The sequence below is a fragment of the Amycolatopsis sp. NPDC051372 genome (genome assembly GCF_040682095.1).
Classification (GTDB): domain Bacteria; phylum Actinomycetota; class Actinomycetes; order Mycobacteriales; family Pseudonocardiaceae; genus Amycolatopsis.
In genome coordinates this window covers 29,492-47,836 of sequence record NZ_JBFBAF010000043.1, presented here as the reverse complement: position 1 = coordinate 47,836, position 18,345 = coordinate 29,492, and the positions used below count along the sequence as shown (strand labels likewise).

General features: G+C 70.4%; 20 protein-coding genes. 12 read left to right on the top strand and 8 right to left on the bottom strand.

Annotated elements, in window-relative coordinates; translation table 11 throughout:
- Positions 1-115 precede the first annotated feature (115 nt).
- Complete coding sequence (locus AB0M56_RS43880; RefSeq protein WP_364187603.1) at positions 116-328, top strand: 2Fe-2S iron-sulfur cluster-binding protein; 213 nt, start codon at positions 116-118, stop codon at positions 326-328.
- 1 nt (position 329) lies between these two features.
- On the opposite strand, the gene AB0M56_RS43875 is transcribed toward AB0M56_RS43880, so the two are convergent.
- Together AB0M56_RS43875 and AB0M56_RS43870 are read right to left on the bottom strand one after the other, a co-directional pair.
- Entirely contained in the window at positions 330-548 is a 219-nt protein-coding gene (locus AB0M56_RS43875) for a hypothetical protein (RefSeq protein WP_364187600.1), read from the bottom strand.
- A gap of 117 nt (positions 549-665) precedes the next feature.
- The gene (locus tag AB0M56_RS43870) at positions 666-2,012 is read right to left on the bottom strand and encodes an MFS transporter (RefSeq protein ID WP_364187598.1); all 1,347 of its coding nucleotides are present in this window, start codon (positions 2,010-2,012) and stop codon (positions 666-668) included.
- Positions 2,013-2,239: 227 nt separating this feature from the next.
- On the opposite strand from AB0M56_RS43870, the gene AB0M56_RS43865 reads away from it, so the two are divergent.
- Positions 2,240-5,008 (top strand): BTAD domain-containing putative transcriptional regulator, encoded by a 2,769-nt coding sequence (locus tag AB0M56_RS43865; protein WP_364187595.1) that lies wholly within the window; start codon positions 2,240-2,242, stop codon positions 5,006-5,008.
- A gap of 247 nt (positions 5,009-5,255) precedes the next feature.
- Positions 5,256-6,305, top strand: coding sequence for a serine hydrolase domain-containing protein (locus AB0M56_RS43860; protein WP_364187593.1), 1,050 nt, complete (start codon positions 5,256-5,258; stop codon positions 6,303-6,305).
- Here the strand turns inward: AB0M56_RS43860 and gcvH are convergent.
- Positions 6,281-6,661, bottom strand: a complete 381-nt coding sequence (gene gcvH, locus AB0M56_RS43855; RefSeq protein ID WP_364187590.1) for a glycine cleavage system protein GcvH — start codon at positions 6,659-6,661, stop codon at positions 6,281-6,283. The two genes, AB0M56_RS43860 and gcvH, sit on opposite strands and share 25 nt — an antisense overlap.
- A 285-nt stretch (positions 6,662-6,946) precedes the next feature.
- Between gcvH and AB0M56_RS43850 the strand changes: the two genes are divergently transcribed.
- The 6 genes from AB0M56_RS43850 to AB0M56_RS43825 all read left to right on the top strand — a co-directional run bounded on the left by AB0M56_RS43850 (position 6,947) and on the right by AB0M56_RS43825 (position 11,742).
- Positions 6,947-7,459: a hypothetical protein gene (locus AB0M56_RS43850; protein ID WP_364187587.1), complete on the top strand. Its 513-nt coding sequence runs from the start codon at positions 6,947-6,949 to the stop codon at positions 7,457-7,459.
- Between the two features lie 7 nt (positions 7,460-7,466).
- A complete protein-coding gene (locus tag AB0M56_RS43845) occupies positions 7,467-7,514 on the top strand; it encodes a hypothetical protein (protein ID WP_364187680.1) in 48 nt (15 codons plus the stop codon).
- A gap of 156 nt (positions 7,515-7,670) precedes the next feature.
- Positions 7,671-9,074, top strand: a complete 1,404-nt coding sequence (locus AB0M56_RS43840) for a M20/M25/M40 family metallo-hydrolase (protein WP_364187585.1) — start codon at positions 7,671-7,673, stop codon at positions 9,072-9,074.
- Positions 9,075-9,201: 127 nt separating this feature from the next.
- Entirely contained in the window at positions 9,202-9,855 is a 654-nt protein-coding gene (locus tag AB0M56_RS43835) for a response regulator transcription factor (protein ID WP_364187583.1), read from the top strand.
- A 38-nt stretch (positions 9,856-9,893) separates the two neighbouring features.
- Positions 9,894-10,502 carry a TetR/AcrR family transcriptional regulator gene (locus tag AB0M56_RS43830; protein WP_364187581.1) on the top strand — a complete coding sequence of 203 codons (609 nt, stop codon included), beginning with the start codon at positions 9,894-9,896 and terminating at the stop codon, positions 10,500-10,502.
- A gap of 61 nt (positions 10,503-10,563) precedes the next feature.
- Positions 10,564-11,742: a Glu/Leu/Phe/Val dehydrogenase dimerization domain-containing protein gene (locus AB0M56_RS43825; RefSeq protein ID WP_364187578.1), complete on the top strand. Its 1,179-nt coding sequence runs from the start codon at positions 10,564-10,566 to the stop codon at positions 11,740-11,742.
- An 11-nt stretch (positions 11,743-11,753) separates the two neighbouring features.
- On the opposite strand, the gene AB0M56_RS43820 is transcribed toward AB0M56_RS43825, so the two are convergent.
- Genes AB0M56_RS43820 through AB0M56_RS43810 form a run of 3 tightly spaced genes read right to left on the bottom strand, consistent with a single transcriptional unit; the run spans position 11,754 to position 13,797 of the window.
- Positions 11,754-12,947, bottom strand: a complete 1,194-nt coding sequence (locus tag AB0M56_RS43820) for a PQQ-binding-like beta-propeller repeat protein (RefSeq protein WP_364187575.1) — start codon at positions 12,945-12,947, stop codon at positions 11,754-11,756.
- A gap of 29 nt (positions 12,948-12,976) precedes the next feature.
- Positions 12,977-13,198, bottom strand: coding sequence for a hypothetical protein (locus AB0M56_RS43815; protein ID WP_364187572.1), 222 nt, complete (start codon positions 13,196-13,198; stop codon positions 12,977-12,979).
- Positions 13,195-13,797, bottom strand: a complete 603-nt coding sequence (locus AB0M56_RS43810) for a sigma-70 family RNA polymerase sigma factor (protein ID WP_364187569.1) — start codon at positions 13,795-13,797, stop codon at positions 13,195-13,197. The genes AB0M56_RS43815 and AB0M56_RS43810 overlap by 4 nt, the downstream gene beginning before the upstream one ends.
- A 164-nt stretch (positions 13,798-13,961) precedes the next feature.
- Here AB0M56_RS43810 and AB0M56_RS43805 point away from each other — a divergent pair, with 164 nt between their 5' ends.
- The 3 genes from AB0M56_RS43805 (at position 13,962) to AB0M56_RS43795 (ending at position 15,296) form a co-directional block, all read left to right on the top strand.
- On the top strand, positions 13,962-14,435 hold the full coding sequence (locus AB0M56_RS43805) for a peroxiredoxin family protein (RefSeq protein WP_364187566.1): 474 nt from the start codon (positions 13,962-13,964) through the stop codon (positions 14,433-14,435).
- Positions 14,436-14,524: 89 nt separating this feature from the next.
- Positions 14,525-14,821 (top strand): hypothetical protein, encoded by a 297-nt coding sequence (locus tag AB0M56_RS43800; protein ID WP_364187563.1) that lies wholly within the window; start codon positions 14,525-14,527, stop codon positions 14,819-14,821.
- A gap of 40 nt (positions 14,822-14,861) precedes the next feature.
- Entirely contained in the window at positions 14,862-15,296 is a 435-nt protein-coding gene (locus AB0M56_RS43795; RefSeq protein ID WP_364187560.1) for a protease pro-enzyme activation domain-containing protein, read from the top strand.
- 40 nt (positions 15,297-15,336) lie between these two features.
- Here AB0M56_RS43795 and AB0M56_RS43790 read toward each other — a convergent pair whose 3' ends face one another.
- Together AB0M56_RS43790 and gcl are read right to left on the bottom strand one after the other, a co-directional pair.
- Positions 15,337-16,458, bottom strand: coding sequence for a beta-propeller fold lactonase family protein (locus AB0M56_RS43790; RefSeq protein WP_364187557.1), 1,122 nt, complete (start codon positions 16,456-16,458; stop codon positions 15,337-15,339).
- A gap of 111 nt (positions 16,459-16,569) precedes the next feature.
- Positions 16,570-18,339, bottom strand: a complete 1,770-nt coding sequence (gene gcl, locus AB0M56_RS43785; protein WP_364187554.1) for a glyoxylate carboligase — start codon at positions 18,337-18,339, stop codon at positions 16,570-16,572.
- Positions 18,340-18,345 lie beyond the last annotated feature (6 nt).

Below are 18,345 nucleotides of genomic sequence, written 5' to 3'. Positions count from 1 at the left end.
TCGCCGCGATCAACCCCGGCGTGCGCGGAGCTGTCACCGTCGCGCCGCACCAGCCGGACGGCCCTCCCGGAACCGGTCCCGCCGTCACCTTCGCCCGCAGCGGCCTCACGGTCCGGTGGCGCGACGACGGAAAACCCTGCTGGAGCTGGCCGAAGCCTGTGCTGTGCCCACGCGCTGGGCCTGCCGCAGCGGCGTCTGCCACACCTGCGACACCCCACTGCTCGCCGGGACGACGACATACGACCCGGGGCCACTCGAACCGCCCTCGGCCGGGCGGACCCTCGTCTGCCGCGCCCGGCCGGAGACCGACGTCGTGCTCGACCAGTAGCTCACCGGCCGCGCAGGCGCGGGGACACCAGCCCGGCGATCGAGCACCCCACCAGGATCAAGCCCAGCACGGCCACGACGACTTCCAGCGCGGGCTGGCCGACCGTGCTCGTGCCGAGCACCAGCACGGCCTGGACGGCCAGCGCGAGTCCGATGAGGAGCCAGAGCACGCACAGCCCCGCGGTTCGTGGGATCACGTGCCACCGAGTGCCAGCCGACATGAGAACTTCCCTTCGTCCGGGTCGGCACCTGGCTACCCGGCGGCCCCGCCGGGTGAACCGGCCCCGGGCCGATCTTGGTCGTACAGACCGTTTTTCGGTAGCCGAACGGACAACGGTTCAACGGGCCGGCCGCGTCGCGAACCCGGCCGCGACGAGCGCGAGCACGACCACCGCGGCGAGCACGCTCAGCGCGATCGGCAGCCGCGCTGTGAACGCCGCCGTGTTCAGGATCGCGCCCAGCACCGACACCGACATCAGGGCACCCGACTGCCGGCTCGTGTTCTGCACGCCGGACGCGACCCCCGACTGGCTGACCGGCACGCTCGGCACCAGCAGCGACGTGAGCGCGGAGAACGCGATCGTGCTCGACACCCCGACCAGCATCAGGCCGACGGCGACCGGCACGTACGCCGTGGCCCCGGTGAAGATCAGCAGCACCGCGACGCCGGACGCGCAGCAGGCGAAGCCGGTCAGCAGCGCCACGGGGTTGCCGAACCGCCGGGACAGCGGCCGGTAAAGCACGAGCGAGCCGATCGTCGACCCGACCGTGAGCGGCAGGAGCGCGATCCCGGCCTCGCCCGCCGACCACCCGCGGACCTGCTGGAAGTACAGCGACATCACGAAAAGCGTGCCGTAGAAGAGGAACCCCATGAACGCCGCGCTCGCCACCGCGACCGAGCGCACCCGGACCGAGAAGAATCCTCTCGGCAGCATCGGCTGCGCGACCCGACGTTCGACCAGCCAGAACGCGGCGGCGGACAGGAGGCCGCCGGCCAGCAGGCCGAGGCTGAGCGGGGAGCTCCAGCCGGCGCTGCCGCTCACGATCACGCCCGCGGTGATCAGCCCCAGCGCGGCCACGGCCGTGAGCTGCCCGGCGTGGTCGACCTTGCGCTCGTGCCGCGGCGCCTCCGTGATCCCGGCCCGGGCGAGCAGGATCGCGGCGACGCCGATGGGCAGGTTGATCAGGAAGATGCTGCGCCAGCCGAACGCGTCGATCAGCAGCCCGCCCACCATCGGTCCCACCGCGGTGGAGATCGCGCCGGTGGACACCCAGATGGCCGTGGCGCGGGCGCGTTCGCCGTCGTCGGAGAACAGCGTGCGGATCAGCGCGAGCGTCGCCGGCAGCAGCGCCGCCGCACCCACGCCCTGGACCACACGGGCCGCGATGAGGACGTGCACCGACGGCGCGAGCGAGCAGGCCAGCGAGGCGGCGGTGAAGATCGTGGTGCCCCAGAGGAAACACCGGCGCAGGCCCCAGCGGTCACCCAGGGCTCCCGCCGTGAGCAGCAGCGCGGCGAGGCAGAGCGTGTACGCGTTGATCACCCACTGGACCGAGGCCAGGGACGTCTTGAGGTCGTCGCGCAATGCGGGCACCGCGATGTTGAGCACGCTGCCGTCGAGGATGATCGCGAAATACCCCAGGCAGATGCCGGTGAAGCCCACGGTCCGGGCTCCTGCGGCCATGTCGGGGCTCCTTTCGTGAGGCGTCCTGGCGAATGTAGCCGCCGCGACCGAACACGTGCGGCATGACGCGGCCCATTCCTTAATCGAATGACAAGGATTCCGGATCCGAATTCGTCGGCGGCGCGGAACTACAATGCGGGACGCGGTTACCTGTCGGGTGAGACATTCGGCGGCCGTGCTTAAGATGTGGCGAATGTTCGCGCGGAGCGGGTCAGAGGTGGTCTCAGATGTCTCTCGGCTTCCGGCTCCTGGGCAACGTCGAGGTGGTCCGGGGCGAGGAGCCCCAGCCGATCGGTCCGGCGGGGCCGCGCGGCATCCTGGTGTCGCTGCTGCTCGAAGCCGGACAGCCGGTCTCGCTCGACGACCTCGTGGTCCGCGTGTGGGGCGACGAAGCACCGGGCAGCGCGCGGGGCATGGTGCACAGCTACTTCACCCGGCTGCGCACGGGGCTGGCGGGTGAGCACCAGATCGTGCGCCGGGGCCACGGTTATGTTCTCGACGTCGAGCCCGACCACGTCGACGTGCACCGGTTCCGGCGGCTGGTCTGTCTCGCCCGCCGCACGGAGGACGCCGAGGAGAAGGTCGGGTTCTACGACGAAGCGCTGGACCTGTGGCGGGGCGAACCGTTCGCGGGGCTGGACAGCCCGTGGCTGCGGGAGTTCCGCACGGCGTTGCGGGCCGAACGCGAGGAAGTGCTGCTGGCCAGAACGGACCTGCAGCTCGAACTCGGCCGCCACGCGCAGGTGCTGCCGACGCTCACCAGCCGGGCCGAGCACCACCCGTACGACGAACGGCTCGCCGGCCAGCTCATGATCGCGTGGCACCGCACCGGCCGCCAGGCCGATGCGCTGCGGCACTTCCAGAAGGTGAAGACGCTGCTGGCCGAGGAGCTCGGGGTCGATCCCGGGCCCGCGCTGAGGTCCGTGTACCAGGCGATCCTGCGTGACGAGGCCACTGTGGACGATCGCCCCTCGCGTCCCGGCTCCGCCGACGACGATCCCGGCCTGCCACCGCCGGTTCCGCGGCAGCTGCCCGCGCCGCCCCGCGCGTTCACCGGGCGGGACCGGGAGCTCGAAGCGCTGGCGGACGCTCCGGTGTCGGTGATAGTCGGCCCCGGCGGGGTCGGCAAGACCTGTCTCGCGCTGCGCTGGGCGCACGACCACGCCGGCCGGTACCCCGACGGGCAGCTGTTCGTGGATCTGCGTGGGTTCGCGCCGTCCGGGGACCGGGTGCCACCGGAGACCGCGGTGCGCGCATTCCTCTCCGCGCTCGGGGTGAAGCCGGCGGCCGTCCCGCAGGACCTCGCCGCGATGAGCGGTCTTTACCGCAGCCTGGTGGCTGACAAACGCCTGTTGGTGGTCATCGACAACGCGCTCGACGCCGACCAGGTCACGCCGCTGCTGCCGGGCACTCCGCAGTGCCCGGTCGTGGTCACGAGCCGCAACCGGCTGACCACTTTGGTCTCGAGCCACCACGCGGACCTCATCTCCCTCGACGTCCTCGACGGCGCCGCGGCCCGGCAGCTGCTCGTCTCGCGGCTGGGCCCGTCGCGAACAGCGGCGGAACCCGCCGCCGTCACTCGGCTCGCCGACGCGTGCGGAGGCCTGCCGCTCGCGCTCAGCATCGTCGTCGGCCGGGCTCAGGAGCACCCCGAGTTCGCACTCACCGCGCTGGCCGACGAGCTCGTCGACTCCGGCTCCACCCTCAACGCGCTGGAGATCGGCACCGACCTCAGCATCCGGGCCGTGCTGCGGACGTCGCTGGCGGCGCTGGCGGGCGAGCCCGCGGAACTGTTCACGCTCCTCGGTCTCGTCCCCGGCCCGGACATCTCGCTCGACGCCGCCGCGTCACTCGCGGGCAAGACCTATGCGGCGACGCGGACCGCGCTGCGAGTTCTCGAACGCGCTTCGTTGGTTCAGCAACACGAGCCGGGCCGCTTCCGCCTCCACGACCTGGTGCGTGCGTACGCGCGAGAACTCGCACAGCTTTCGCGTGACAACGAACAAATCACGTCCGCGCTCCATCGTCTCACGTGCTTTAACCTCCACACCTTGATTCACGCGGTCACACTCGCCGACGCCGGACGTCCGCCCATCACCCCCGTGCCGCTGCCCGCAGGGTGCACGCCCGTGCCGCTGCGCGACAGCACCGAGGCCAAGCGGTGGGTGAACACGGAGGCCGAGAACATCGGCGCCGTCCGGTCGGTGGCGAAAGAGCGCGAGTGGCACAGAATCGTGTGGCAGCTGGCGTGGGGAAGCAGTTCGCTCTACGCCACCCAGGGCGACGCTCACCACGCCATCGGCGTCTGGCGCGACGGGCTGGCCGCCGCCCAGATCCTCGAGGAACGCAGCTCCGAATGCCTGGCCCACCGCGTGATCGCGCAGGCCCTCACCCGCACCGGCCGGCACGAGGAAGCCGTCCAGCACGTCGAGGTGGCGCTGAGGATCGCCGAGGAACTCAAGGACGTGTCGCAGCGCGTGCTCAGCCTCAACGCGTGGTCCGAGATCTCCGTGCGGGCGCAGCGGACCGCCGAGGCCGTCGAGCTGAGCACGGACGCGTGGCGCCTTGCCGCCGAGCTGCCGCCGGCGATCCGGGCATGGGTCGGCAACCACCTGGCCTGGGCCTTGCAGCTGGAGCGCCAGTACGAGAGAGCGCTGGAAATCTCGGAAAAGACTCTCGCGCTGGCCGACGAGGCCCACATGAACAACATCCGTCCGGCCCTTTTGGACACTCTCGGGACCATCCACCTCGGTCTCGGGAACCTCGGCGGGGCCATTGCCTTCCTCGAGGAGGCGCTGGCGCTGTTCGGGGACGAGATGTTCTCCATTCCGGACACCCTGCTCACGCTCGGCGCGGCCTACGAGCAGCTGGGCCGCCACGACCTCGCGGTGAAGAGCCTGCGCCAAGCGGTGGAGCTCTACCACCAGCAACACCGCGAGCACGACGGGCAGCAGGCCCGGCGCGCACTCGACGAACTCCTGCGGAAGATCCCGTGATCGCGCGGGCGACGTTTCCCGCCTTCCGGCCAACTCCGTGTTTTCCCGCCGCACGGCCGGGGAGAATCGGCTTCGCCGGGCCGCCACCAGCGCGTCCGGCGATCTCGCCTCGACCTAAGGAAAGCCCGATGCCGCTCTCGTCCCCCGCACCCGTCCACGGTGAGACCGCCGAAGGCTTCGAGCCGGTGGCCCAGGTTTCCGGCAGAACTTCGCCGAGCGGAACGAGCTGGGCGCGGCCGTCACCGTCGTGGTGCGCGGCCGGACCGTCGTGGACCTGTGGGGTGGCTGGGCGGACGAGGAGCGCCGGGCTCCGTGGCTGCGCCCGACGCTGACCAACTTGTGGTCGAGCACCAAGGGCCTGGTCGCGCTGTGCGCCTTGCAGCTCGTGGAAAGCGGCGACCTCGACCTCGACGCGCCGGTCGCCCGCTACTGGCCCGAGTTCGCCGCCGCGGGCAAGGCCGGCATCCCCGTCCGGTGGCTGCTTTCGCACCGCTCCGGGGTCACCGGGGTCGCGCCCGAGCACCCGCTCCAGATCGACGACCTGCTCGACTGGACGAAGATGACCCTGCTCCTGTCCGCGCAGGAACCGTTGTTCGAGCCCGGTTCGGCCAGCGGATATCACGCGCTGTCCTACGGTTTCCTCGTGGGCGAGGTGATCCGCCGGATCACCGGGCAGACCGTCGGCGAGTTCTTCCGCGCCAACGTGGCGTTACCACTCAATGTGGACGTCCACATCGGAGTGAGCCGCGACGATCTCACGCGCTGCTCCACGATGGTCGAGCCGGGCGCCGGTCCGGACCGGACGGTCGCGCCGGACCGCGCGACGCTGGCGGCGCTCGCCAACCCGCTTCCCCTTGGCCGCACGGCGAACCTCACCCGCTGGCGCGTCGCCGAGGTGCCGGCGGCGAACGGGCACGGCACCGCCCACGGCCTCGCCACGATCTACGGCGCCCTCGCCGACGGTTCGGAACGGCTGCTGCGGCACGAAACCATCGAGCTCGGCCGCGCCGGCCAGGGCCGCTGCCGCGACCTGGTCATGGGGCTGGACAACGAGTTCGGCCTCGGCTTCACCCTCGGCAGCGACCAGCTCAGCTTCGGCCCAAACCCCCGCGGCTTCGGCCACGACGGGTTCGGCGGCTCGACGGGGTTCGCCGACCCGGAGAGCGGCATCGGCTTCGGATACGTGATGAACCGGATGGGCTCCCACCCGCGCGATGACCCCCGCAAGATGGCGCTGGTCGAAGCGACCTACGCCTGCCTCGCCCGGCTGGTTCAGCGCTCGGTCAAGGTCCGGTAGTCCTGCGCGCCCAGCAGCTTCGACTCCCCGGCCCGCACGTCGACGGTGACGAGCCAGCCGTCGCCGTACGGATCGTCGTTGACGACCTCCGGGCTGTCGGCGAGCAGGCCGTTGACCGCGGTGACCACACCGGACACCGGCGCGTAGACCTCGGCCACGCTCTTCGTCGACTCGACCTCGCCGAACGGCTCGCCCGCCACGACCTCGGTGCCCACCGACGGCAGGGACACGGAGATGATGTCGCCCAGCTCCTCCTGCGCGAAGTCGCTGACGCCGATGCGTGCGGATTCGTCCGGCAGCCGCCGCACCCACTGGTGGGTGACGGTGTATTCGACCTCGGGGTCCACTTCGGCCATCTCGGTGCCACACCTTTCGCCGGCGGACGAGTTGCGGTTCACTGCTGTCCGCCGGACGAGCGTAGATCGTCCCCGGCCACCGCGACGGTATTCGTCGCATGAGTCTTTTCGAGGCTCGGCCACCGAAGAACGAATGACACCAACCGTGCGCGGGTGATCGCCGTGTGCGATAAAGCTTTCGTCAATGCCGCGCCCACGCGCCCGAGGCATGCTGGAGGAGCACCAGGAGCACGCCCGCGTCCCCGCACCGACTCCGGATGACGAGACAGGCAAGGAAAGAGCACCATGGAACACGTTGCGGTCCGGCCCCGGCCCCCCGTCCCGGGATCCCACCCCGTCGCGCTCCGGCCGCGGGTCGCCCAGCAGGTTTCGGTCCGCGTGGAGGCCACGGACACCCTCAGCGCCACGGGCCTGCGGCTGGTCCTCGAAAGCCACACCGGCCTCGTGCGGACACGCCCGGGCTCGCGTCCCGTCGTCCTCGTCTTCTCGACACCGCATGTGAACGCGGCGACCGTGGCGCAGCTGCGGGCCCTGCAGTCCTCGGGTGTCCCGGTCGTGCTGCTCACCGCCGGCATCGAGGAAGCCGCGCTGCTCACGTTGATCGAGCACGGCGTCGTGGCCATCGTGGACAGCAAATCGGCCGACGGCGCCGAGCTCGCGGCCGCGGTGTCGGCCGCCGCGCACCAGCACAGCGTGATGCCGCAGAACCTGCTCGGGACTCTTCGCGGCCTGGTGCGGCGGATGCAACGCGAAACGCTCGGGCCCCTGGGCGTAAACAGCGCCGGCCTCCGAGCGTGAGGTCGAGGTGCTGCGGCTCCTGGCCGACGGAGCGGAAACCGCCGAGATCGCTTGAAAGCTGACGTATTCGGAGAGCACGATCAAGCACGTCCTGCACAGCCTCACCACCCGCTACAAGCTCCGCAACCGCGTCCAGGCCGTCGCGTTCGCCCTGCGCGCCGGCGTCTTGTGATTCGATGATCGGGTAGTCACCAAGAAGTGAGGCGGACTGGTGGAAATCGAACAGGTGCGAGCCCACGTCGAGGCCGCTTGGGCGGAGCGGGTTCTGCCGAGCCTCGCGGAGTTCGTGGCGATCCCCGCGGTCTCCCCCGCGTACGACGCGCAATGGCGCGAACGCGGCCACCTGCGCCGCGCGGTCGAGCACGTCCGCGGCTGGATCGAGGCGAACGCGCCGGCGGGCAGCACTGTCGACGTCGTGGAGCTCGACGGCGTGCCACCACTGCTGTTGGCGGAAATCCCCGCCACGCCGGGAGCGTCGGGCGAGGGCACGGCCCTGCTCTACGGGCACCTCGACAAGCAGCCACCGTTCGACGGCTGGTCCGAAGGACTCGGCCCGTGGCAACCGGTGGTGCGCGGTGACCGGCTCTACGGGCGCGGCGCGGTAGACGACGGTTACGCGGCCTACGCGGCCCTCACCGCGGTCCGGGCCGCCGGCGGCGAGCACTGCCGCGTGGTTCTCGTGCTGGAGGCGGGCGAGGAGTCGGGCAGCCCCGGCCTGCCGGACTACCTCGACCACCTGGCGGACCGGCTCGGCCGCGTCAGTCTCGTGACCTGTTTGGACTCCGGCGGCGGTGACTTCGAACGGCTGTGGGTCACGCGGAGCCTACGCGGGATCCTCCAGGCCACGCTCACCGTCGCCGTGCTTCAAGAAGCCGTGCACTCCGGGATCGCCAGCGGTGTCGTCGCCAGCTCGTTCCGCATCCTGCGGCTGTTGCTCGACCGGCTCGAAGATCCCGCCACCGGCCGGATCCTGCTGCCGGAACTGAACGCGCCGATCCCGCCCGAACGCGTGGCGGACGCGCAGCGGCTGGCCGAGCTGCGTCCACTGTCGACACTGCGCCCGCTGTCCCTCGTCGCAGGCGGCCGGCCCGCCGACGACGACGAGGCCGAGCGCATCCTCAACAACACCTGGCGCCCGACGTTGTCGGTCACCGGCGCGGCCGGCCTGCCGGACGTGGCCGAAGCCGGCGCGGTCCTGCGAGCCTCGACGTCACTGCGGCTCAGCTTCCGCCTGCCGCCCACCGTCAACGCGGCCGACGCGGCGGCCGCGCTGGAACGGGTGACCACCACCGACGTGCCGTTCGGGGCTTCGGCGACCCTCACCGACGTGATGGCCCAGGACGGCTGGTGCGCGCCCGAGCCGCCGGCGTGGTTGTCGGCCGCCCTCGAATCCGGGGTTTTCGAAGCCCCACACCAGTTCATGGGTCTGGGCGGCGGGATCCCGTTCATGCAGATGCTCGGCCAGGCCTACCCGGACGCGGCTTTCCTCGTCACGGGCGCGGTCGGCGCCGAGTCGAACATGCACGTGCCCGACGAGTGGCTCAACATCCCCTTCGCGCGCCAGGTCACCGAAGCCGTCGCCCACGTTCTCGCGGCGCACGCCCTCCAGCGCTGAGGAACCATTCGCCTCGTCTTGGTTCGACCACCGGATTTCTCATGTGACCGAACTCTTGCGAAACCGGTTTCCGGCGAAATCGCTCAGTATCTTCAGTGGGAGAACGGCACCGGAGGAGGGATTCGTCGTGACGTCCGGTTCACCCGTCGCGGCCAGGCCGCGCCGGTCGCTCACCGAAGTCGCGGTCACGGTCTTCGGCCCCGACCCGCTGACGACCGAAGCCATCCGCAAGCTCCTGGGCGTCGAAGCTCCGCGCACGTCGGGCGACGAGCCGCCCCCCGACGTCACCGTCGTCGTCGACGACCGCTTCTCCACGGCCACGATGCGCCGCGTCCATGCCGCGGCCGTCCTCGCCGCCCCCATCGTCCTGCTCACCGCCGACGTGCGGGAGCACTCCCTGCTCTCCCTCGTCAGCCACGGCGTCGTCGCCGTCCTCGACCGCACCACCGCGACCGGCGCCGACCTCTCCGACGCGGTCCTCTCGAGCGCCAACGGCTCCGCCGTCCTGTCGCCCCGTCTGCTCGGCAACCTCGTCGCCCAAATCCGCGGCCTGCAACGCAACGTCCTGGAACCCCTGGGTTACACCGGCCCCGGACTGTCCACCCGCGAGGTCGAGATCCTCCGCATGCTCGCCGAAGGCGTCGAGACGCGCGAGATCGCCAAAACCCTGGTCTACTCGGAGAGCACGGTGAAAAAGGATCTGGCCTCGATCATCGGCCGGTTCAACCTCCGCAACCGCACGCAGGCGGTGGCCTTCGCGCTCCGCGCGGGTGTCCTGTGAGTCACTACTGATTCGTCGTTCAGGATAAGCTCGCCCCCGTGAGCCGTAGCCGGAAAGACACCACCGTGCGCCGGGACGAGATCTTGCGCGCCACCGTTCGCCACATCGAGCAGGCCGGGATCCACGCCGTGCGGATGGCCGACGTCGCGGCCGACCTGTCGGTGAGCACCTCGCTCGTGCTCTACCACTTCAAGAACAAGGAAGCGTTGATCGCGGAGGCCTTCACCTGGGCCGCGCAACGCGATCTCGAAACGCTGGCGCAACTCACCGAAGGCGTGGTCACCGCGTCCGAACGCCTGCACACCGCGCTGGACTGGTACGCGCCGACCGGGCAGGCGAAGGGCTGGCGCCTGTGGATCGAGGGCTGGTCGGCAGCACTGCGCGAACCCGAGCTCCGGCAGGTCGGCCGCGAGCTGGACCTGCGGTGGAAGGAAGCCCTCGTCACGATCATCCAGGACGGCGTGCACGCCGGCGAGTTCACCGCGCCCGACCCGCGTGGCGCGGCGTGGCGGATCACCGCGTTCCTCGACGGCCTTGCCGTGCAGGCACTGGTGCACGGCGGGGTGCAGAACCGGGAACGGATGCAGGAGTGGGCGCGTCGGCACGTCGTGCACGAGCTGGGTCTCGCCGACTCGCCGGCCTGTTGACAAATCGTTCGCCCGCTACTGCATCGTGATTCAGTAGCGGGCGAAGACGAACGGGGCACGCATGACAGCGCGAGAGCCACATCTCTCGATCACCTGGACCGACGCCGAGACAGGCCGGCGCGGGTTCGTGGTCGTCGACCGCCTGGTCCGCGGCGTCGCGAGCGGCGGGTTGCGCATGCGCGAAGGTTGCACGCTCGACGAGATAGGTGGCCTCGCGGCGGGCATGACCCGCAAGGAAGCGCTGCACTACGAACCCGGCACTCGCTACATCCCGCTCGGCGGCGCCAAGGGCGGCCTCGACTGCAGTCCGCACGACCCCGAGGCCCGCGGCGTGCTCACCCGGTTCCTGGCGGCGGTGCGCGCGATCGTCGAACGGCACTGGGCCACCGGGGAGGACCTGGGCGTCCGGCAGGAGACGATCGACGAGGTCGTGGCGGAGCTCGGCATGGACAGTTCCGTGCAGGCTGTCTATCCCTTGCTGGACAACGCCGACGAGGCGCGCGCCCGGCTGGCGAAGGCGTTTTCGATCGACGTCGACGGAGTCGCGTTGCCCGAGCTCGTCGGCGGGCTGGGCGTCGCGCAGGCCGCGCTCACGGCGATGGACCGGCTCGGGCTGTCTTCGGCGCCCAGGCGCGCGGTCGTACAGGGCTTCGGTTCGATGGGCGGGGCGACCGCGCGCTATCTGGCGCGGGCCGGCGTCCTCGTCGTGGGTATCGCCGACGCCGACGGCGTTGTGGCGAATCCCGAGGGTCTCGACGTCGAGCGTCTCCTGCTCACCCGCGATCCGTTGGGCGGCCTGGACCGCACTCGACTGCGCCCGGCCGACCGCGAGCTCCCGCCGGGCTCCTGGCTCGACCTCGAGTGCGACGTCCTTGTCCCGGCAGCGGTTTCCTACTGCCTCGATGAGACGAACCAACACCGCGTCACCGCGAGCATCGTCGTCGAGGCGGCCAACATGCCGACCACGACTGGGGCCGAGACCGCACTCGCTGCCCGCGGCGTCACCGTGATCCCCGATTTCGCGGCCAACTCGGCCACCAACGCCTGGTGGTGGTGGACCCTGTTCGGCGACCTCGACGCGGACGCGCGGCAGGCCGAAGCCAAGGTCCGCGAGGCGATGGACCGCATCGTCACCGACCTGCTCGCCCGGTCGCAGACCCACGCGGTCTCCCCCAGGACGGCGGCGCAACAGGTCGTGGACCGCAAGCTGGCCGAGATCGAGCTCCGGTATCCGGCCTGAGCCGTTTTGACTCAGTCGATGGCGGTGACCAGTCCGTTGCGGCTGCCGATCACCAGCGCGCCGTCTCCCGTGAGGGCCGGGTAGCTGTCCACTTTGCCACCGAGGTCGACGTCGAACAGCCGAGTGCCGTCGGGGTTGTAGCCGTAGGCGTGGCCGTTCTCGCCGCCGAAATAGAGGTGGTAGGTGCGGTCGACAATGGTCGAGCTCCAGATTTGGGCGCCGATGGGGCCGTAGTGGGTGGTCTCGTGTCCGGTGTGGACGTCGAAGACGTGGACCTGTCCACTGTGGTCGGCGACGTAGGCCAGGCCGGTGGCGGTGACCACGGGTGAGGAGTACGTGATCACCCGCGGCGCCTGCCAGGCGAGTTTCCCGTCCGGGTGGTAAGCCCATTCTGCGAGGCCGTTGGTGCCCAGCAGCACGGTGCCGTCCGGGGCGAGGCCCGCGGAGACCTCGGTGATGTCGTCGTGGGGGTCCACACGCCACGCGACGCGGGCGGAGGTGCCCTGGTCGTCGAGGGCGATCAACGACGAGTCGGCCGTGGTGTAGACGCGTCCGTGGCCGTCGGTGACCACCGAGCCGTAGGAAGTCGTTCCGGTGTCGACGGTCCAGATTACGTGGCCGGCCGTGGTGTCCACTGCGGACACCGCGCCGTCGCCGGTCCCGACGTAGACCCGGCTCCCGTCGAAGGAGACCGGGGACGTCACCCTGGAAGAAAACGTCTTCGTCCACAGTGGCCGGCCGGTCGGGGACAACGCGATCAGATCCTCACCGCTGGGCACGAGGATCGTGCCGTCACGGAGGACTAGGGGTGAGATCGACAGGTCGCCGCCCACGGGGTTCTTCGTGTCATAGGTCCACTTGTCGTGCCCGTCGGCCGGGTCGAGGGCGTGGAGAACGCCACCGTTCGACGCGAGGTAGACAGTGCCGTCCGCGCCGACCACCGGGCCCGGGGTCGTGGCGCCTTCGAGACGGCGTTGCCAGCGGATGGTGCCGTGCGTCGGTCCGGACTCCGCCGAGGCGCCCGAATGCCGGGCGTCATGCAACGCCGAAGGCCACGGTGTCCACGTCGCGACGCCGGCCGAGGCCTGAGGAAACACGAACGGCGGCGCGGCCGGAGCGGCCGGAGCAGCGCTGCAGGCGGCGAGGAGCAACGCGCAGGCAGCAAGGGCACAACGTCGGAACATCACGTCCCCGAAGCTACCCACTCAAGGGCCACCTCGATCATTACGAACCCCTAACCGGCACCGTCCTCAATGGCCAGGAGCAAGCCCTCGAGGTCTTCCTCGCACGGACCGCACGAACGCAGGTGCGCGGCGATGCGCGGGTGGAACCTGGCCGCGTCCTCGCCTCGCTGGAGCAGCTCGGCGTAGACGTGCAGCAGCTCCATCGCCTCCGCGCACCCGCCGTCGCGCGGGTCGGTGTCGAGGAAACGCTCCAACGCACTCAGGTCGCTCACGCTCGCCCTCCCGGCTCGTCCAGGTAGCCCTCGGCGACGAGCCGCGCGCGCAGCTTGCGCCGGGCGTCGAAGAGGGTTTTGTAGATCGCGTTGCGATTGGTGGCGAGCTCGGCCACGAGCGCGTCGAGCGGAACCGCGTTGAGCACCAGCGCCACGAACACCCGCCGCTGCCGCTCGCTCAGCACCTCGTGCACGGCTTTGCGCAGGCCGAGCACCAGGTCCTGCCATTCCGCCTGCTGCTCGGGCACGAGCCCGAACCGGTCCGGGAACGCGGTCCAGTCCTCGACGTCCCAGCCCTCCGGCGACGGGCGCCGGAAGTGGCGGCCGAGCGTCGCGGACACCTCGAACACCACGAACTTGTACGCCCACGTGGTGAACCGGCTCTCCCCGCGGAACTCCCCCAGCTTGGCGAGCACCGCCACGACCGCGTCAGTCGCCGCCTGCTGGGCGAGATCATCGACATCGCCGCCGGCCCCGCGGCGCCCGCACTCGGCGCGCGCGATCCGCAACAGGCTGCCGTGCAGCCGCGCGACCGCCGCATCGCGCGCCGGCGCGCCGTCGGACAGCGCGCGCACCCACTCGGCTGACTCCGGATCCACGTCCGCCGACATTACCCCCCGGGAAATCTCGGCCGAACCGGGTAAGAACCGGCGGCCGCGCGACGCAAATCAATGTGCAGCGCCTGTCGCCAACGTCGGCGGGAGACGAAAGCCGCGCCGTGGCTGTTCTCGAAGCCGGAAACCCCACCAGAAAGGGTCTCGTCATGCCCCTGCTCCACCCCGGAGACACCTTCCCCGACCTGTCGCTGACCACTGTTGACGGCACCGTCCGCCCGCTGCCCGCCGAGCTGGCCGGGCACTTCGCCGTGGTGCTGTTCTACCGCGGCAGCTGGTGCCCGTACTGCAACGCCCAGCTGCGGGCGTTCCAGCGTGCCGCCGACACGTTGGCGGAGCTCGACGTCAAGGTCGTCGCGCTGTCAGTGGACGATGAAGCGACCACAAAGGACCTGACGGCCAAGCACAAGATCACCTTCCCGGTCGGCCACAGTGCCGACGCCCGCACGCTCCACGACGCGACCGGAGCGTTCTTGAACGAGGACCCGCTCTACGTCCAGTCCACGGGCTTCCTGCTCGACCCGGCGGGCAAGGTTCTGGTGAGTGTCTACTCCAGCGGCGCGATCGGGCGGCTCGTGCCCGAGGACGTGATCGGCATGATCCGCTACCTGCGCGAGCACTAGGCAGACGCGGCGTTAGCCGACGGTAAGGGATCTTCACGGTGACGCGGGGCACACTACGAACAGTGGTCATCCAGCCAAGGAGCGTTGTCATGCAAAGGTCACCGGAAACCACCCCCACGCCGCACCTTAGCCGCAAGTCCTGGATCATTCCGGCCGCGGCGGCGGGGTTCGCCCTGTTCGTCGCGGCCGGCGCGCGAGTCGCCGCCATCTTCGCCGAGTCCATGATGAGCGGCGTGGCCCTCATCGGCTCGTGGCTCATCCTCACGCTGGGCCTGGCCTACGCGGGCACGCGACTGCGGCCCGGCCTCGGGGCGGCGCTGTTCGTCGGGTTCGCCGTGGGCGTCCTCGCCGTCGCGTTCTTCGGCGGGATGCACATGCTCACCTGAGATCTTTCGACTTCCTTACCGCAGCGGTGAAAGTGCCGTCGTGGCCACGATCGAGTGGCTACGAAGACAGCGTGGTGCGGCTTGGGCTCGCCGCACGATCAGTCCGCTGAGTGCGGCACTCACCCTGACCCTGCCGCTGGGTGCGGCGCCGAGCGCGTCCGCCACCACCACCCGTGATCCGGTTGCGTCGGAGGTCGTGACCCCCGTGTCCGCAGGCACGAACGTCGGACCGGCCACCACCGTGTCCGGCCGCGTCTACCTCGCCGGCCGCGATCCCGAGCACCTGGCAGCCTATTCCGCCGACGTGTCCAATCCGGACTCCAAGAACCACGGCCGCTACCTGTCGGCCACGCAAACGTCGCAGCGCGTCGGCCCCACGGCACCACAAGCCGACCGGGACACCGGCTGGCTGACCTCGAACGACTTGCGCGTCACCGCCCGGACGCAGAACTACGTCAGATTCGAAGGCAGGTGACCGGTGCCGGCCCTGGAAGCGGCATCCGGGGCCGGCCCGGTCAGCTCGTCGGCAGGGTGATACTCGTCAGGTCGGGCTGACGGCCACCCGTGAGCACCGGCGGTCGCGGGCCGCCCACCGAGCCGTCGGCGGCCAGCGCGTAGCTCGTGACGCTGCCGTCGCCGTCGGTGTTGAAGTTCGCGTTGTAGAGGGTACGGCCGTCGTGGGACAAGGCGATGCCCTCGGCGCCGTTGCCGCCGGTCGGCACTGCCGGGCCCGCCTGGCTGAGGCCGGTGGCGGTCACCCTGAACGTCGTGATGTGGCCGGGGCCGGTGCCGTTCGCGAAATTCGCGATGTAGGCGCGGTCGCCCTTGGCGGTCAGGACGATGCCGCGGGGCTCGTCGGCCGGGTTGGGCACGGTACTGACCAACGCAGGCCGTGAGTCCGCGCCCAGGTTGAGGAAGCTGATGCTGTCGGCCAGCGAATTGGTGACGAGCACGTGCGAGCTGTCCGGGGTGATGGCGGCGAAGAACGCTCCCTTGCCCGTGGCGATGGTCGTCACCCAAGTGAGGCTGCCGTCGCCGGCGATGGTGAACGTCGAGACGTCACCCGAAGCGCTGTTGGCCGTGACGAGTGTGCGGCCGTCGGGTGAGACCGCCAGCGCCGTCGTGCCCCGTCCGTGAGCGGGGATCGTCGCAACGCCGTGCGGCAGTCCGTCGGCCGAAACGCGGTAGTGCGAAACGGTTCCGTCACCGCCGTTGCTGAAGTTGGCCGTGTAGAGGTTCTTGCCGTCCGGGCTCAGCGCGATGCCGGACGGCGTCACGGGCTCCGGCGCCGGACCGTGCGCGGCGGGAAACGCGGTCAGGCGCCCGTCGGCTTCGATCCGGAAAGGAGTGACGTCGCGCGTGCCCCAGTTGCCGACGTAGAGCCATTTTCCGTCGGGCGAGCGGATCGACGCCTGCGGGTGGGTGTCGCCTTTGCCCACCGGCAGTGAAATTGCCGGTGCCTTCAGCGAACCGTCGTCGTCGAGCCCGAACTCGGCGATGGTGTCGGAGGCCCAGTTGGTGACGTACACCGCGCGGGACCCCGGGGCCGCGGGCGCGGCGGGCTCGTCCGGCGAACAAGCTGCGAGCCCGACCGCGACCACGGCCGCGAGACCGCCGGCCACCACGCGTTTCACCATGCATGTTTCCTTCGTCTTGGCCGGGCTGATGGAAACCAGGCTAATCGCCGACGAAGGCGCGGCAGTAGTTTCCGATTCCTTACGGCACCGGAACCCTCCACTTCGGACGCGTCAGTGCGTGAGCGCGGTCGGCGCGTCTTCCGGGCGTTCGGCCAGCGGCTCGAACTCGTTCACACCCGCGAGATCCGCGCCCATCGAGATGTTCGTGACCCGCTCCAGGATCACCTCGACGATCACCGGCACGCGGTACTCGGCTGCCAGCTGCCGCGCCTTCTCGAAGCCCGCCCTCAAATCCTCGGGCCGGCGCACGCGAATGGCCTTGCAGCCCAGGCCTTCGGCCACCTTGACGTGATCCACGCCGTACCCGGCTGTCTCGGGCGAGTTGACGTTCTCGAACCCCAGCTGCACGCAGTAGTCCATGTCGAACGCCCGCTGCGCCTGCCGGATCAGGCCGAGGTAGGAGTTGTTGACCAGGACGTGGACGTACGGGCGGTTGAACTGCGCGCCGACGGCCAGCTCCTCGAGCATGAACTGGAAGTCGTAGTCCCCGCTGATTGCCACGACCTCGGCGTCGGGGTCGGCGGTGGCCACGCCCAGCGCCGCCGGGACCGTCCACCCGAGCGGTCCGGCCTGCCCACAGTTGATCCAGTGCCTCGGCCGGTACACGTGCAGGAACTGCGCCGCGGCAATCTGCGAAAGCCCGATGGCCGAGACGTACCGGGTCTCCTTCCCGAACACCTGGTTCATCTCTTCGTAGACACGCTGCGGTTTGATCGGCACCTCGTCGAAGTGCGTCTTGCGTTCCATCGTGGACTTGCGGCGCGCGCAATCCCCGGCCCACGCCGAACGATCCGGCAGGGTCCCGGCCTCGCGTCGCTCACGGGCGACCGCGACGAACTGCTCCAGCGCGGCCTTCGCGTCGGACACGATCCCGTAGTGCGGCGCGAACACGCGGCCGATCTGCGTCGGCTCGATGTCGACGTGGACGAACGTGCGCTCGCCGCGGTAGACGTCGAGGTCACCCGTGTGCCGGTTGGCCCAGCGGTTGCCGATGCCCAGCACGCAGTCGGCTTCGAGCATGGTGGCGTTGGCGCCGCGGTGGCTCGTCTGGATTCCCGCCATGCCGGCCATCAGCGGATGGTCGTCGGGGATGGTGCCCCAGCCCATGAGCGTGGGGATCACGGGAATGCCGGTCAGCTCGGCGAACTCGACCAGCAGCTGCGCCGCGTCGGCGTTGATGATTCCGCCGCCGGCCACGATCACCGGCCGCTCCGCCGCGCCCACGAGGTCCAGGGCCCGGTCGACCTGCGCTCGCGTCGCCGCCGGTTTCGCGACAGGCAGGGGTTCGTAGGAGTCGATATCGAAGTCGATCTCGGCCAGCTGCACGTCGATCGGCAGGTCGATCAGCACCGGGCCGGGCCGGCCGGTGCGCATGAGCCAGAACGCCTTCTGGAACGTACCCGGCACCTGCGCCGGCTCCATCACCGTCACGGCCCACTTGGTGACCGGGGCCGCGATGGCCGAGATGTCGACGGCCTGGAAGTCTTCCTTGTGCAGCTTGGCCACCGGCGCCTGGCCGGTGATGCACAGGATCGGGATCGAGTCCGCGCTGGCGGAGTACAGGCCGGTGATCATGTCGGTGCCCGCCGGGCCCGAGGTGCCGATGCACACGCCGATGTTCCCCGGCTGGGTCCGGGTGTAGCCCTCGGCCATGTGCGAGGCGCCTTCGACGTGACGGGCCAGCGTGTGCGCGACGTTTCCGTCCCGGCGCAACGCGGCGTAGAACGGGTTGATGGCGGCGCCGGGCAACCCGAAAGCAGTTGTGATGCCTTCGCGGCGCAGCACTGCGACGGCGGCGTCGGCTGCGGTCATTCTGGGCATGAGTCC

Excerpts from the sequence above, each read along its gene's own strand:
- AB0M56_RS43805 (WP_364187566.1), top strand. The coding sequence starts at position 13,962 with ATGCCCCTGCTCCACCCCGGAGACACCTTCCCCGACCTGTCGCTGACC.
- AB0M56_RS43870 (WP_364187598.1), bottom strand. The coding sequence starts at position 2,012 with ATGGCCGCAGGAGCCCGGACCGTGGGCTTCACCGGCATCTGCCTGGGG.
- AB0M56_RS43865 (WP_364187595.1), top strand. The coding sequence starts at position 2,240 with ATGTCTCTCGGCTTCCGGCTCCTGGGCAACGTCGAGGTGGTCCGGGGC.
- AB0M56_RS43850 (WP_364187587.1), top strand. The coding sequence starts at position 6,947 with ATGGAACACGTTGCGGTCCGGCCCCGGCCCCCCGTCCCGGGATCCCAC.
- AB0M56_RS43825 (WP_364187578.1), top strand. The coding sequence starts at position 10,564 with ATGACAGCGCGAGAGCCACATCTCTCGATCACCTGGACCGACGCCGAG.
- AB0M56_RS43790 (WP_364187557.1), bottom strand. The coding sequence starts at position 16,458 with ATGGTGAAACGCGTGGTGGCCGGCGGTCTCGCGGCCGTGGTCGCGGTC.
- gcl (WP_364187554.1), bottom strand. The coding sequence starts at position 18,339 with ATGCCCAGAATGACCGCAGCCGACGCCGCCGTCGCAGTGCTGCGCCGC.
- AB0M56_RS43800 (WP_364187563.1), top strand. The coding sequence starts at position 14,525 with ATGCAAAGGTCACCGGAAACCACCCCCACGCCGCACCTTAGCCGCAAG.
- AB0M56_RS43875 (WP_364187600.1), bottom strand. The coding sequence starts at position 548 with ATGTCGGCTGGCACTCGGTGGCACGTGATCCCACGAACCGCGGGGCTG.
- gcvH (WP_364187590.1), bottom strand. The coding sequence starts at position 6,661 with ATGGCCGAAGTGGACCCCGAGGTCGAATACACCGTCACCCACCAGTGG.